The organism is Pseudomonas sp. S06B 330, from assembly GCF_002845275.2.
Taxonomy (GTDB): Bacteria; Pseudomonadota; Gammaproteobacteria; order Pseudomonadales; family Pseudomonadaceae; genus Aquipseudomonas.
The window spans coordinates 4,971,810-4,986,046 of sequence record NZ_CP088149.1 but is presented as its reverse complement, the minus strand read 5'-3'; the positions used below and the strand labels follow the sequence as shown (position 1 = coordinate 4,986,046).

Annotated in this window: 13 protein-coding genes and 2 tRNA genes; 5 read left to right on the top strand and 10 right to left on the bottom strand. The window is 59.1% G+C overall.

Annotation, left to right across the window (positions count from 1 at the left end):
* The first annotated feature begins 19 nt into the window (after positions 1-19).
* Complete coding sequence (locus CX511_RS22480) at positions 20-973, top strand: FecR family protein (RefSeq protein WP_045188003.1); 954 nt, start codon at positions 20-22, stop codon at positions 971-973.
* Between the two features lie 73 nt (positions 974-1,046).
* Here CX511_RS22480 and CX511_RS22475 read toward each other — a convergent pair.
* Positions 1,047-1,123: transfer RNA gene (locus CX511_RS22475), tRNA-Met, on the bottom strand.
* A 304-nt stretch (positions 1,124-1,427) separates the two neighbouring features.
* Between CX511_RS22475 and CX511_RS22470 the strand changes: the two genes are divergently transcribed.
* The 4 genes from CX511_RS22470 (at position 1,428) to CX511_RS22455 (ending at position 6,243) form a co-directional block, all read left to right on the top strand.
* Entirely contained in the window at positions 1,428-2,645 is a 1,218-nt protein-coding gene (locus CX511_RS22470; protein WP_101292827.1) for an MFS transporter, read from the top strand.
* 338 nt (positions 2,646-2,983) lie between these two features.
* Positions 2,984-4,141: an MFS transporter gene (locus CX511_RS22465; RefSeq protein WP_101292778.1), complete on the top strand. Its 1,158-nt coding sequence runs from the start codon at positions 2,984-2,986 to the stop codon at positions 4,139-4,141.
* A 199-nt stretch (positions 4,142-4,340) separates the two neighbouring features.
* On the top strand, positions 4,341-5,147 hold the full coding sequence (locus CX511_RS22460; protein ID WP_177327817.1) for an MBL fold metallo-hydrolase: 807 nt from the start codon (positions 4,341-4,343) through the stop codon (positions 5,145-5,147).
* Between the two features lie 49 nt (positions 5,148-5,196).
* Positions 5,197-6,243, top strand: a complete 1,047-nt coding sequence (locus tag CX511_RS22455; RefSeq protein ID WP_101292776.1) for an MBL fold metallo-hydrolase — start codon at positions 5,197-5,199, stop codon at positions 6,241-6,243.
* Positions 6,244-6,432: 189 nt separating this feature from the next.
* On the opposite strand, the gene ppk2 is transcribed toward CX511_RS22455, so the two are convergent.
* The 9 genes from ppk2 to CX511_RS22410 all read right to left on the bottom strand — a co-directional run bounded on the left by ppk2 (position 6,433) and on the right by CX511_RS22410 (position 14,211).
* Positions 6,433-7,245 carry a polyphosphate kinase 2 gene (gene ppk2 / locus CX511_RS22450; RefSeq protein ID WP_045188012.1) on the bottom strand — a complete coding sequence of 271 codons (813 nt, stop codon included), beginning with the start codon at positions 7,243-7,245 and terminating at the stop codon, positions 6,433-6,435.
* 154 nt (positions 7,246-7,399) lie between these two features.
* On the bottom strand, positions 7,400-8,500 hold the full coding sequence (gene ychF, locus CX511_RS22445; RefSeq protein ID WP_045188014.1) for a redox-regulated ATPase YchF: 1,101 nt from the start codon (positions 8,498-8,500) through the stop codon (positions 7,400-7,402).
* A 21-nt stretch (positions 8,501-8,521) separates the two neighbouring features.
* A complete protein-coding gene (gene pth / locus CX511_RS22440) occupies positions 8,522-9,106 on the bottom strand; it encodes an aminoacyl-tRNA hydrolase (protein WP_045188016.1) in 585 nt (194 codons plus the stop codon).
* 74 nt (positions 9,107-9,180) lie between these two features.
* Positions 9,181-9,780, bottom strand: a complete 600-nt coding sequence (locus CX511_RS22435) for a 50S ribosomal protein L25/general stress protein Ctc (protein ID WP_045188018.1) — start codon at positions 9,778-9,780, stop codon at positions 9,181-9,183.
* A gap of 138 nt (positions 9,781-9,918) precedes the next feature.
* Complete coding sequence (locus tag CX511_RS22430) at positions 9,919-10,860, bottom strand: ribose-phosphate pyrophosphokinase (protein ID WP_009405962.1); 942 nt, start codon at positions 10,858-10,860, stop codon at positions 9,919-9,921.
* Positions 10,861-10,908: 48 nt separating this feature from the next.
* Positions 10,909-10,983 (bottom strand) — tRNA-Gln (locus tag CX511_RS22425).
* A gap of 34 nt (positions 10,984-11,017) precedes the next feature.
* Positions 11,018-11,863 carry a 4-(cytidine 5'-diphospho)-2-C-methyl-D-erythritol kinase gene (ispE, locus tag CX511_RS22420; RefSeq protein WP_101292412.1) on the bottom strand — a complete coding sequence of 282 codons (846 nt, stop codon included), beginning with the start codon at positions 11,861-11,863 and terminating at the stop codon, positions 11,018-11,020.
* 1 nt (position 11,864) lies between these two features.
* Positions 11,865-12,482, bottom strand: coding sequence for a lipoprotein insertase outer membrane protein LolB (gene lolB / locus CX511_RS22415; protein ID WP_045188023.1), 618 nt, complete (start codon positions 12,480-12,482; stop codon positions 11,865-11,867).
* 4 nt (positions 12,483-12,486) lie between these two features.
* Entirely contained in the window at positions 12,487-14,211 is a 1,725-nt protein-coding gene (locus CX511_RS22410) for a tetratricopeptide repeat protein (protein ID WP_101292414.1), read from the bottom strand.
* Between the last annotated feature and the right edge of the window lie 26 nt (positions 14,212-14,237).

The window sequence follows — 14,237 nt, the reverse complement described above, 5'->3', positions numbered from 1 at the left end:
GGGGCAAGATGGCGTGCCGATGAGCAAATCACCGTCTGCGCAAGCGTTGCAAGAGGCCGCCGAATGGCTGGTGCGCCTGGAGGGCGACGTGGGGGCGGCCGAGCGTAATGCGTTTCGGGTCTGGCTTGCAGCTGACCCGGAACACATGGAGGCTATCGAGCGCTTGCAGGCCAACCTCGCCGCGCTGCGCTATGCGCCCCATGAGCCTGCGCAGGCGGCCCTCGACCACATGGCCCGGCGACGTGTGCGGCGTCAGCCAATCAAGGCGCTGGCACTGGTAGCGTTATTGCTGTTGCCGGTAGGGGTGGCATTGCAGCAGTTCCCACCGTCTTACCTGCTGGCCGACATTAGTACCAGCAATGGCCAGCGCAGCAGCCAGCCACTGGCCGATGGCAGTCGCATCAGTCTGGACGGCAGCTCGGCGGTGGATCTGCAGTTTGATGGCCAAGGGCGTACGGTGCGCCTGGTACAAGGGGAGATCCGCTTGGAGGTGGCCATGGATACGACACGGCCTTTACGGGTTTTGACCGAACACGGCAGTGTCCATACCTACCGTGGCCGTTTATTCGTAGAGCAGTTGCCCGATGCCAGCCATGTGTCGGTGATCGATGGCACGGCCGAAATCAACAGTGGTGGCAAACGCATGACGGTTGCAGCCGGGCAAACGCTGCGCTTCGATACGGCAGGTCCTGGCGTGTCACAGGGCATCGATGCAGCGGAGTTGGAGCAGGCCTGGGAGCGGCATCAGTTGTTGGTGCGCGACCAATCACTGGATCAGGTGCTTGAGCGCCTGGCGCGTAACCATCATGGCTGCCTGCTGTTTGATGCCAGGGCCTTGCAGCTACTGCGGGTCACAGGGCTACTGCCGACCGATGACAGTCAGCGAGCATTGCGCCTGCTGGCGCGCAGCTTGCCGATCAAGGTCGAGCACTATACGCCGTGGGTGACCCGGGTCTCGCTTGAGCAGCCCTAAAGGGGGCAGGCGAAGGGAAGGAGTATCAGGCAAAAAAAATGGCCTACCTTGCGGTAAGCCATTTTTCGGTACTTGGTGGCTACACAGGGACTTGAACCCCGGACCCCAGCATTATGAATGCTATGCTCTAACCAACTGAGCTATGTAGCCAAGTGGCGCGCATTATTCGCTCGAAACGAAGTTGTGTCAACACTTGTTTTGAAAATTTTTTACGCGCGATCAACCGCTTAGCCGCACATCTGCTCAGGCTTCGTATTTGCACGTGTTCATCAGTGGGTATTATCCCCAGTCCGCCACGTTTGCTCCGGCGTAGGTTCTGACTGCTGAGCAGGGCAGTGATCGCGCTGCCGGGCTGATCGAGGCCGATTTAAATTAACGCCCGTCGAAAAGAATAGTGCGCTTGCTAACGAATTCTGGATAATTGGATCCCACCTACCGGATGGAAGACCATGCCATGGCTGTAAGCAGTGCCGCGTCCACTTCTCCCATAAGCACCTCAAGCGCACAGAGCAGTCCGTTGGTCATGCGCATCATCGCCGCATGCGCCTTGGCGCACCTGATCAACGACTTGATCCAGGCCGTACTGCCGTCGATCTATCCCATGCTCAAGGCTAACTACGGGCTAAGTTTTGCCCAGGTGGGGATGATTACCCTGACCTTCCAGATCACCGCCTCGCTGTTGCAACCTTGGGTAGGTTTTTATACCGACCGCAAGCCGATGCCGAATCTGCTGCCGCTGGGCACCTTGTGCACGCTGGTGGGGATCGTAATGTTGGCGTATGTCGGCAGCTTTCCAATGATTCTGTTGGCAGCAGCGCTGATCGGCATTGGTTCGTCGACCTTCCACCCGGAAACCTCGCGGATTGCCCGCCTAGCCTCGGGCGGGCGTTTTGGTTTGGCGCAGTCGACCTTTCAGGTCGGAGGCAATGCCGGTTCCGCATTGGGGCCGCTGCTGGCGGCGGCGATCATCATTCCGTTCGGCCAGGGTAATGTGGTCTGGTTCGGCCTGTTTGCGGTGTTTGCGGTGCTGGTAACCTACGGCTTGAGCCGTTGGTACCGTGAGCACCTGAACCTGTTCAAGGCCAAGCAAGGCCAGCGTGCAACGCATGGCCTTTCTCGCCAGCGCGTGATTGGCGCGTTGGTGGTGCTGGGGCTGCTGGTGTTCTCCAAGTACTTCTACATGTCCAGCTTCACCAGTTACTTCACCTTCTACCTGATCGAGAAGTTCGACATTTCGGTGGCCAGCTCGCAATTGCACTTGTTCCTGTTCCTTGGTGCGGTGGCAGCGGGAACCTTCTTCGGCGGACCGATCGGTGACCGCATCGGACGCAAGGCGGTGATCTGGTTTTCGATCCTTGGCGTCGCCCCGTTCACCTTGCTGCTGCCTTATGTCGACCTGTTCTGGACCAGCGTGCTTAGCGTCATCATCGGCTTTATCCTGGCTTCGGCGTTTTCCGCCATCGTGGTGTATGCCCAGGAGCTGGTACCGGGTAATGTCGGCATGATTGCCGGGATTTTCTTCGGCCTGATGTTCGGCTTCGGCGGGATCGGTGCGGCATTGCTTGGCTACCTGGCGGACTTCAAAGGTATCGAGTATGTCTACAGCCTGTGCTCGTACCTGCCGCTGTTCGGTCTGCTGGCGATCCTGCTGCCGTCCACCGGCAAGCGCTAAGGGCTCAAGCACGGGCTATTGACGGGTGGCATGGGTTCTCCTAGAGTGCCGCCCATTCTTTCCTGTGTAACCGACGTATGAGCCGCTTCAGCCTTACATTCGCGCACTGCCAGCCGGTCATCCTGACCCGCTGCTGCGATTGGCCGAGCGACACCGTGCTCAAGCGTCGGCGCAGCGTGTTGTTCGCCTTCACCTTCTCCCCACCCGCATTTAGCTGCTGACCGGCAGCCTTGCGCCCGGCACTTGGCCGTGGCCGGGCTTTGCTGCACCAACATTTTTAGGGGCATGTTTGAGCGGGCCAGGGTGATGTCGTCCCTGCGCCTGTGGGTGAAGTTGTGATGGACAAGCGTTTTCTGGCGGGCCTGTTGTTCGCCGTGTCGGTGGTGGGTTTCAGCCTTGGGGCAAGCCTGCCACTGGTGTCTTTGCGTCTGCTTGAAGCGGGCGCCAGTACCTTGCAGATCGGTATCGTTTCGGCCATTCCGGCGGCGGGGATGATGCTCTCGGCGTTCATGGTTGACGCCTGTTGTCGGCACCTGACCCGACGTACCATCTACCTGCTGTGCTTCGGCTTGTGCACCTTGAGCATCGGTCTGCTCGAATGGGCGTTCTCGTCGATCTACCTGCTGGGTGTGCTGCGTCTGGGCTTGGGGATCGGCATGGGGATCGCGATCATTCTGGGCGAGTCATGGGTCAATGAGCTGAGCCCGGAGCATAACCGTGGCAAGGTTATGGCGTTGTATGCCACCGCCTTCACCGGCTTTCAGATGCTCGGCCCAGCCATGTTGGCGCTGGTCGGGGCGCAGAGCGTGTGGGTAAGCGCAGTGGTCACGGCCTGCTATGGCTTGGCGCTGGTCTGTATTGTGCTGACCGTGCCTAGTGATCACGTTGAGCACGGAGAAGAGGGCGGGAAGAGTTTCTCGCTGGCGGGCTTCTTTCGCGTCGCACCGGCGCTGTGTATGGGCGTGTTGTTCTTCTCCTTCTTTGATGCGGTGATCCTGTCGTTGATGCCGGTGTATGCCTCCAGTCATGGCTTTGCTGTTGGTGTCGCGGCATTGATGGTGACGGTGATTCTGACCGGCGACATGTTGTTCCAGCTGCCCCTGGGCTGGCTCGCCGACCGTAGCGAAAGGACCAAGGTGCATTTGGTATGTGGTGTGGTGGCGATGCTGATTGGTATCGCCTTGCCCTGGCTGTTGCAGGTGCAGTGGCTGCTATGGCCAGCACTGGTGCTATTGGGGGCGGTGGCGGGCGGGGTATATACCCTGGCGCTGGTGCTGATCGGTCAGCAGTTCAAAGGCCAGGACCTGGTCACGGCCAACGCCAGCGTCGGCTTGTTGTGGGGCGTGGGTAGCCTGGTGGGGCCGTTGGTCAGTGGCGCGGCGATGAATGTCGCACCGCACGGTTTGCCCATGGCATTGGCGATCATGGCGGCGTTGTTCGTTTGCTTTGCCCGCGGTGCCCATCGCAAAGCTTACCGGCTCAGGGCGGCGGAATAGTCACTGGGCAGGCCCCACCCACCCACTCCATGCGGGTGGGGCGCTGGCGCATGCTGGGGCACTAGGCTGCAATTATTCGTCAAGCGTCGACCTCATGCCGTGGCCAGGCGCGCGAATGGCTTGAATTAAAGAGGTGCGCGCAGTGAACCGGAGTATTTCTACCCTTTCCAGCGGTAGTCGAACGCTTGATGGCGGCGTCATGTTCGGTAGCACCCCGCGAAAATGCTGGGCTGACTGGATCGAGCCAGACCACGAGAACCAGGTGGAGCTGCCTTCACGCGGGCTGCTGGTGCAGCAAGATGGCATGAACATTCTGGTTCTGGCCGGCAGCGATGCGCTGTTGGCACCGTTGCCACGCACCTGTCGTTGCCAGAAACACCCACCTGGCCTGCTGGATAGTTTGGCGCGACATGGTTTGGGCGAGAGCGATATCCATGCCGTGGTGCTGACTCATCTACATGCCTTGCTGTCAGCAGAGTTGCACCACGCTATCAAGGAAGGCGATGCACCGCGCCTGCTCTTTCCCGCGGCGCGTTACATCACTGGCAAGCGTCACTGGCTGCGAGCGTTGCGTCCGCACCCGCGTGACCGGGCGTTGTTCCTGGCGCCGATCCTCAGCCAATTGCAGAGCAGCTCTCGCCTGGAACTGGTCGATGAGGAAGGTAGAGACGTGCTTGGCAGCGGTTGGCGCTTTCACTTCAGCGATGGCCATACGCCTGGGCAACTGCTGCCTGAAATAGACCTGCCTGGAGGTTGTGTGGTGTTTGCCGGCGACCTCATTCCTGGCACCCACTGGTTGGCATTGGAGGTCGGCACGGGGTACGACCGTAATCCTGAATGCCTGGCTGAAGAAAAGGAGCGCCTGCTCGATCATCTGGTGGCTAACCGCGGCCGTCTGGTGTTGGCCAGGGACCCGCAGGTGGCGATGATCAAGGTGATGCGCGACCGTCAGGCACGTTATGCTGCCTTTGACCGGTACGCGAGACTGAGGTCGTTCGACAGCTGAGCTGCGTGGGTGGTTTGCGGTGAATCAAACAGCATGAACCGGAGTTCCAATGAGCGAAGAGCGCAAACCGCTGGTCTATCCCTGCGGCCCGACTCCCGATCCTGGCGCGGCTGTGGAAGTCGTGCCAGGGGTACTGTGGCTGCGCATGCCACTGCCGATGTCGCTGGATCACATCAACCTGTGGGCGGTGCGTGACGACGCGGGGTGGGCGATCTTCGACACCGGTATGCACACCCCTGATACGGTCAGTGCCTGGCAGGCGTTGCTCGCCGCTGATGGGCCGTTGGGTGGCCTGGCCATTACCCGGGTGTTCGTCACTCACATGCACCCCGATCATGTCGGCATGGCAGGGTGGTTGAGCGAGACACATGGCTGTGAATTGTGGATGACCCTTGGCGAGTACATGAATTGCCGAGTGCTGGTTGCTGACTGTGGGCGTGCCGCACCTGCGCTGGGCGTGAACTTCTACCGGCGCGCCGGGTGGAATGCGGTGGCTATCGAGAACTACCGCTTACGCTTCGGCGGTTTTGGGCGTTACATCTCGACCATGCCGCAAGGTTATCGACGTTTGCGTGATGGCGACACCCTGCGTATTGGTGAGCATGAGTGGCAGGTGGTGGTGGGCGAGGGGCATTCACCTGAGCACGCCTGCTTCTATTGCCCGGCCCTGCAATTGCTGATTTCTGGTGATCAGGTGCTGCCGCGCATTTCATCCAACATCTCGGTGTTTCCCTCCGAGCCCAGCGCCGATCCGCTGGCATTGTGGTTGAGCTCTCTGGAAAAACTGCGGCAACAGATCCCCAATGATGTCCTGGTGCTGCCGTCGCACAACGAACCGTTCAAACCGTTGCATGCAAGGCTCGATCAGTTGCATAACAGTCAGTACCGGGCAGTCGAGCGACTGCAGCAAACGCTGCTTGAAGGGCCAAAGCGGGCGGTGGATCTGTTTAGCGTATTGTTCAAGCGCACCATCGATGACTCGTTGTTGACCATGGCAACCGGTGAGTGTCTGGCCAACCTCAATTTTCTGCTGCACCGTGGGCAGGTGCGGGTGAGTGATGATGACGATGGTGTTGCCTGGTATCACAGTGTCTGAGTGTTTATAGCGTGAGTTGATGGCCCTTGCGCTCTTACAGCGGGGTGCTGCTGTGGGTTCTCGAGAATCTGTTTCGGCCTGCCCTGTAGTCTTGAGCGTGGCATGGTTGGCTGAGCGATATCGCAGGCGTGGAAGCACAAAGCCCCGTCTCGGCAAGCGCAGGCGGGGCTTTGTTAACGATCGACTTGATCAGGAGCGTTCGGGAACCATCCGGAACGGATAATTAGCCTCTTTGTAGGAGCCGATTTTTCCGCGCTTGGGCAGCTTGATCTTTTGATCTTGGGTGATGTCTTTGTAAGGCACTTGCTCAAGCAAGTGTTGGATGATGTTCAGGCGTACTCGGCGCTTGTCTTCTGAGTTCGCCATGTACCAAGGCGCCCAGGAGGAATCGGAAGCGGCGAACATATCATCGCGTGCGCGGGTGTATTCATCCCAGCGGCTGAACGACTTCAGGTCCATTGGTGACAGCTTCCAGATTTTGCGACCATCGGTGATACGTTCCTCAAGACGCCGCTGCTGTTCTTCAGCGCTCACTTCCAGCCAATACTTGATGAGGATGATGCCGGACTCGACCAGCATCTTTTCGAACAGCGGCACCACGGTGAGAAACTTCTTCGCTTTGTCTTCGGAGCAAAAGCCCATGACCCGTTCGACGCCAGCGCGGTTGTACCAGCTGCGGTCGAAGATCACTACTTCGCCCGCCGACGGCATGTGCTGAATGTAGCGTTGGGCATACATCTGGCTTTTTTCCCGCTCGGTTGGTGCCGGCAGGGCGACAACCCGGAACACCCGCGGGCTGACTCGCTCGGTAATGGCCTTGATGGTGCCACCCTTGCCGGCGCCATCGCGGCCCTCGAAGACCACGCAGACTTTCAAACCCTCGGCTACAACCCACTGCTGCAGCTTGACCAACTCGACGTGCAGGTCCTTGAGTTGCTGATCGTAATCCTTACGCGGGAGCCGCTCTACGCTGTGTTCTTTGTTCTTCTGCTTTTTGGCCATGCGCTGAGTCCTCGTGATTGAAAGTGGGTCTGAGTATAGGCATGGACACGGGCAGGGCGTCTGATTGAGGGCAATAGAAATGAAAAACCCCTTGAGGCAGATTGGCCTCAAGGGGTTTTGTGTTCAGCGGGCTCTAGCAGGAGCCTGGAGCAGCTTAGACGTTGAAGCGGAAGTGCATCACGTCACCGTCTTTGACGATGTAGTCCTTGCCTTCCAGGCGCCATTTTCCGGCTTCCTTCGCGCCGCTTTCACCCTTGTACTGGATGAAGTCGTCATAGGCGACCACTTCGGCACGGATGAAGCCTTTTTCGAAGTCGGTGTGGATCACACCGGCTGCCTGAGGGGCCGTTGCGCCGACACGGACGGTCCAGGCGCGAACTTCCTGCACGCCAGCCGTGAAGTAGGTCTGCAGGTTGAGCAGGCCGTAACCAGCGCGGATTACACGGTTCAGGCCAGGCTCTTCCAGGCCCAGGGCCTCGAGGAACATGTCTTTTTCTTCGCCTTCGTCGAGTTCAGCGATTTCTGCTTCGATCTTGTTGCACACCGGCACTACCACAGCGCCTTCTTCTTCAGCGATGGCGCGCACGACATCCAGGTGCGGGTTGTTGTCGAAGCCGTCTTCAGCGACGTTGGCGATGTACATGACTGGCTTGCTGGTCAGCAGGTGGAAGCCACGGATCAGCGCTTTCTCATCGTCACCCATGCTTTTCATCAGGCTGCGTGCCGGCTTGCCTTCAGTGAAGTGCGGGATCAGTTTTTCGAGGACGGCTTTCTGTGCCAGCGCGTCCTTGTCACCACCCTTGGCATTGCGCGCGACTTTCTGCAGTTGCTTCTCGCAGCTGTCGAGGTCGGCGAAGATCAGTTCCAGGTCGATGATTTCGATATCGCGCTTAGGGTCGACGCTGTTGGAGACGTGAATCACGTTCTCGTCTTCGAAGCAGCGCACCACGTGGGCAATGGCGTCGGTTTCACGGATGTTGGCCAGGAACTTGTTGCCCAGGCCTTCACCTTTCGAGGCGCCGGCTACCAGGCCTGCGATGTCGACGAATTCCATGGTGGTCGGCAGCACGCGGTTCGGCTTGACGATGGCTGCCAGCGCATCCAGGCGCGCATCAGGCATCGGTACGATGCCGCTGTTCGGCTCGATGGTGCAGAAGGGGAAGTTCTCTGCCGCGATGCCCGATTTGGTCAAGGCGTTGAACAGGGTGGACTTGCCGACGTTGGGCAGACCGACGATGCCGCAATTGAAACCCATGGTGAATCCCTCTTCGTGGAGTCAGGCCTTCTGGCTGTGCAGCTCTCTCATCGCACGCGTCCAGTCGCCGGCGAGGATGTCCGGCAGCACGCCGAGGGCAAAATCGATACTGGCGTCCAGTTTCTCCTGTTCGGCGCGTGGCGCCTTGCCCAGGACAAAACCGGAGACCCTACTGCTGTCACCCGGGTGGCCAATGCCAAGCCGCAGACGGTGAAAGTCGTTGTTGTTGCCGAGCTGCGCAATAATGTCGCGCAAGCCGTTGTGCCCACCATGGCCGCCGCCTTTCTTGAGTTTGGCGACGCCGGGGGGCAGGTCGAGTTCGTCGTGGGCCACCAGGATGGCATCTGGCGGGATGCGGAAAAAATTCGCCAGTGCAGCAACGGATTGACCGCTGCGGTTCATGAAGGTGGTCGGGATCAGCAGACGAACGTCGTTGCCCTGAAAGCTGAATTTAGCTGTCAGGCCGAAATATTTGCGGTCAGCAGTCAGATTGACACGCTGGGCGCTGGCAATGCGTTCTACGAAAAGAGCCCCTGCGTTATGCCGGGTCTGTTCGTATTCGGGGCCAGGGTTTCCCAGGCCGACGATCAGTTGGATGGCGGTCACGTCAGGGGCTCTTCCTTGGAGTTGGGGGTTACAGTGCGGGGCACTGTAACCCGATCAACGCCGGCGTGCTGAGATTACTCAGCAGCGCCTTCTGCAGCTTCAGGCGCAACACGCGGAGCGTGAACGTTGGCAACAGCCAGGTCGTTACCGTGAGCCAGAGCGACGAACTCGACGCCTTTCGGAGCTTTGAGGTCCGACAGGTGAACGATGGTGCCGACTTCAGCCTTGGCCATGTCGACTTCGATGAACTCAGGCAGGTCTTTGGCTTCGCAGGAAACTTCGATCTCGGCCACTACGTGGGAGATTTCGCCGCCTTTCTTGACCGGTGCTTCTTCGTTGATGAAGTGCACAGGAACGATAGCGGTCAGCTTCTGGCCAGCAACAACGCGAACGAAGTCAGCGTGCATGATGAACTGCTTGGCTGGGTGACGCTGCATGGCTTTAACAACGACGTTTTCTTTTTTGCCGTCGATGTTCAGTTCGATAACGTGGCTGAAAGCCGCTTCGTTTTCGAACAGTTTGGCCACTTCTTTAGCCAGCATGGTGATGGATGCAGGCTCTTTGTCGCCACCGTATACAACGGCAGGGACTTGGGCGGCGAGACGACGCAGGCGGCGGCTCGCACCTTTCCCCAGGTCGGTACGCGCTTGGGCGTTCAGAGTGAAATCAGTCATTTTGTATCTCCAAAATAGCCATCTCCCGAAGGCGTTTGCGACCAGCGCCAAACGGGGTGGGCAAAAAAGCCCCGCCCCAACAGCAAGTGTTGGGGCGGGGCGCTTTTCGTCAACGAGAGGTTCGCGAGGGCAGGACCCTCAGCGGAACATCGCGCTGATCGATTCTTCGTTGCTGATGCGGCGAACCGCTTCAGCGACAACCGGTGCGATATCCAGTTGACGGATACGATCACAGGCTTGTGCAGCAGCGGACAACGGGATGGTATTGGTAACCACCAGTTCGTCCAGCACGGAGTTCTCGATATTCTCGATCGCCCGACCCGACAGGACAGGGTGCGTGCAATAGGCGTAAACCTTGGCAGCGCCGTGCTCTTTCAGGGCTTTGGCCGCGTGGCACAGCGTGCCGGCGGTGTCGACCATGTCGTCGACGAGAATACAGGTACGTCCTTCGACGTCGCCGATGATATGCATCACTTCGGAGTGATTAGCCTTTTCACGGCGTTTGTCGATGATACCCAGATCAACACCCAGGGACTTGGCAACAGCACGTGCACGCACGACGCCGCCGATGTCCGGGGACACGATCATGAGGTTCTCGAAACGCTGGTCTTCGATGTCATCCACCAGAACGGGGGAGCCGTAGATGTTATCTACCGGAATATCGAAGAAACCCTGGATTTGGTCAGCGTGCAGGTCGACAGTGAGAACACGGTCGATACCTACGACGGTGAGCATGTCAGCGACGACTTTGGCGCTGATAGCTACACGCGCCGAACGCGGACGACGATCCTGGCGGGCATATCCGAAGTAAGGAATCACGGCAGTGATTCGGGACGCTGAGGAGCGGCGGAAGGCATCGGCCATCACAACCAGTTCCATCAGATTATCGTTGGTTGGCGCGCAAGTCGGCTGAATGATGAAAACGTCCTTACCGCGAACATTTTCATTAATCTCAGTGCTGATTTCGCCGTCGGAGAATTTACCGACAGAAACATCACCCAGTGGGATATGCAGCTGACGTACGACACGCCGAGCCAGATCGGGGTTGGCGTTCCCCGTAAAGACCATCATCTTGGACACGCGCAGTACCTGAAGGCTGAGGGTATACCTGGATGAGTATAAGGAAAATGGCAGGGGCGGCTGGATTCGAACCAACGCATGGCAGGATCAAAACCTGCTGCCTTACCGCTTGGCGACGCCCCTGTATCTGTTGCTGCGAGTACCTTGTACTCGATTCCTAGAGCAGACTTTGAAGCTTGCGATGCAACATCGAAACGTTGCTTCCCTTTGCTACAAATCCTGTTTGGGTATCTGCAAGAAGGGCCAAAACTTTATCAGCTTCAGCTTTGCTTGGGAAGGCCCCAAACACACAACTTCCAGTTCCGGTGAGTCTAGCGTCAGTGAATTTGCTTAGCAAACTCAGTGAGTTACGTACTTCTGGGTAACTCTGCTCTACTACCGGTTGGCAGTCATTTCGACTGTTTCCCTTGGGAACGGGGCGCATCTTAATGGGCAAGGAATCACGTGTCAACTGCGGATGTGAAAAAATTTCTGCTGTACTAACAAATACTTGCGGGACCAGCACAACATACCAGGGTTCTTCCGGGTCGACCGGGGTCAACTTTTCGCCCACACCTTCGGCGAACGCCGCGTGGCCGCGAACGAAAACCGGGACATCGGCACCCAGCGAAAGGCCCAGTTCAGCCAGTTGATCTTCGCTGCAATCAAGCTTCCACAGATGGTTCAGGCCGAGCAGGGTGGTGGCCGCATCAGAGCTGCCACCACCGATTCCGCCGCCCATGGGCAGGATTTTGGTCAGCCAGATGTCGGCGCCCAAGGGGCAGCCGGACAGTTGTTGCAGCTTGCGTGCAGCCTTGACGATCAAGTTGCTGTCGTGGGGCACGTTTTCAATGTCGCTGTGCAAGCGGATCTGGCCATCGTCGCGGACGGCGAATTGCAGTTCGTCAGCATGGTCGAGGAACTGGAACAGAGTCTGCAACTCGTGATACCCGTCAGGGCGGCGACCGAGGATGTGCAGCATCAAGTTGAGCTTGGCTGGAGCGGGCAGGGTCAGGCGGGTCATTTCAATGTCCCAGCTGGCGTGGCTGCCAGTCCTTTACCACCACCGTCACGTCGATATTCTGGCCGTGCAACTTGAGGCGCTCGGGCAACCAGTAGCCGTTCTGCTCGGTATAGCTTAGGTATTGCACATCCCAGCCATCTTGTTTGAGGCGTGCCAGGCGGCTGTCGCTGTCCAGGGTCAGCTGGCTCTTGCTGTCAGGCGCGGGCAAGCCGCGAACCCACCAGACCAGGTGCGAAACCGGCAGCTCCCAGCCGAGTTGTTCTGCCAGGAGGGCTTCCGGATTCTTGGCTTCAAAACGGCCCTGGTTGGCGACTTCCAGCACCACGCCACCGGGGCGGCCGGTCAATCGGGCAGCGCCGCGACCCAGCGGGCCGGACAGGCGAATGTCGTAATAATCCTGGCGTTGCAGCCAGAACAGGGTGCCGCTGCCGGAGTCTTTCGGGGCGCGGATGCCCACTTTGCCGTTGATCTGCCAGCCGTCCAGGGTGCTCAGCTGTTGTTTGTGCTCACGCCACAACTGTGGGCTGCCTTGGCCCTGAAGGGCTTCACGGGAGCCGAAGCCGGCACAACCGGCAAGCAGGGCGATCAGGCTGAAGGTGATGCAGTGGCGCAAAAACATAGGCTTAAAGAGTCTCGGATCCGGTCAGGCGCAGAACAGTCTTGCGCAGGATAGGGCTGTCGGGTTGGGCTTCGAAGCCTTTGGCCCAGGTCTGGCGGGCCTCACGACGCTTGCCGTTGGCCCACTGCACTTCACCCAGGTGGGCAGCGACTTCGTGGTCGGGGAAGCGTTCCAAGGCCTGGCGCAACAGGCGCTCGGCTTCATCAAGGTTGCCCATCCGGTAATTGACCCAGCCCAGGCTGTCGAGCACGGCAGGATCGTCCGGAGTAATCTGGTGAGCCTTGTCGATCAGTGCCTTGGCTTCGGCATAGCGCGTGGTGCGATCGGCCAGGGTGTAGCCCAGGGCATTAAGGGCCATGGCATTTTCCGGCTCGCGGGCGATGATGCTGCGCAAGTCCTTTTCCATCTGGGCCAGGTCGTTGCGCTTTTCCGCCAGCATGGCGCGGGTGTACAGCAGGCTGTTGTCATCGGGGTACTGCTTGAGGGCCTGCTCCAGCACTTGCAGGGCCTGGGCGTCCTTGTCGTTGTTGCCCAGGGCCTCGGCTTCGATCAGGTACAGCTGAATGGCATAGTCTGGCTGAGTATCGCGGGCCAGGGCCAAGCGTCGTGAGGCTTCACTGCTGCGGCCATTGGCAACGAGGATGTCCGCCTGGCGCAGTTGCGCGGGCAGGTAATCGTTACCCGGGCCGACCTGAGCGTACTCATCCAGGGCGGCCTGTTGCTGGTTGCGTTCTTCGTGGATGCGGCCCAGGTTCAGGTGCGCCGCGTCGACGTGGCTGTCACGTTCGATCAGTTCTTGCAGATAACCGGCCGCTTCATCCCAGTTCTTGGTTTCCAGGCAGATCAGCGCCAGGGAGTAGCGCAGTTCGTCATCATCCGGGTATTGCTCGACCAGGCTGGAAAACTCGATCTTGGCGTCATCCAGACGATCCTGTTCAACCAATGTGCGGGCGTAGGTCAGGCGCAGGCGCTTGTCGTCGGGGTACTGGCGGATGGTTTTCTGCAGTAGCGGCAGGGCTTCTTCGCCGCGACCGACGCTTTGCAGCAGGCGCGCGCGCAACAACACCGGTGCAATCTCGCCTTCTTCCGGTGGATGCTCCTCCAGCAGGGTCAGCGCCGCATTGGAGTCGCCGTCCTGTTGCAGAAGCAGGGCTTTACCAAACACCAGTTGGCCATTGTCCGGGTATTTCTGCAGCAGCCGATCGAAGCTTTTCTGCAGGCCGTCACGCGTGTCCTGATCGGTTTCGGCAGCCGACAGTGCGAGGAAATCGAAATGGGTATCGCCTTTGCCCTGTAGCACTTTCTCCATGTAAACCATGGAGTCATCGTAACGGCCTGCGCGTGCCAGTTGGATGGCCGCGGCGCGCTGGGCGTCGAGGCTGTTCGGGTCATTTTTTGCCCAGATCAGCGCGGTATCCAGGGCGGACTGATCAGCGCCGAGGTATTCGGCGATGCGATAGGCGCGCTCGGAAATGCCCGGATCCTGGGTTTTAATTGCTTCAGTAACATAGTTGTCCAGGGCAATATCGAAGCGATTGCGCTGGCCGGCCAGCTCCGCAGTCAACAGGTTGAAGACGGTTTCCTGGCTGAACGATCCATAAGCCACAGGCTTGTCCGGCTGCTGGGCGGCATCAACGGCAGGCGTCTGGGCGTCCGTTGAATCGGGGGCCAGGGTCTGACAGCCCTGGAGCAGGGCCAAGGCAAGGAACAACGCGTAGGATCTATTCATATGAGAATTTGGGCGGCTTACCAGCG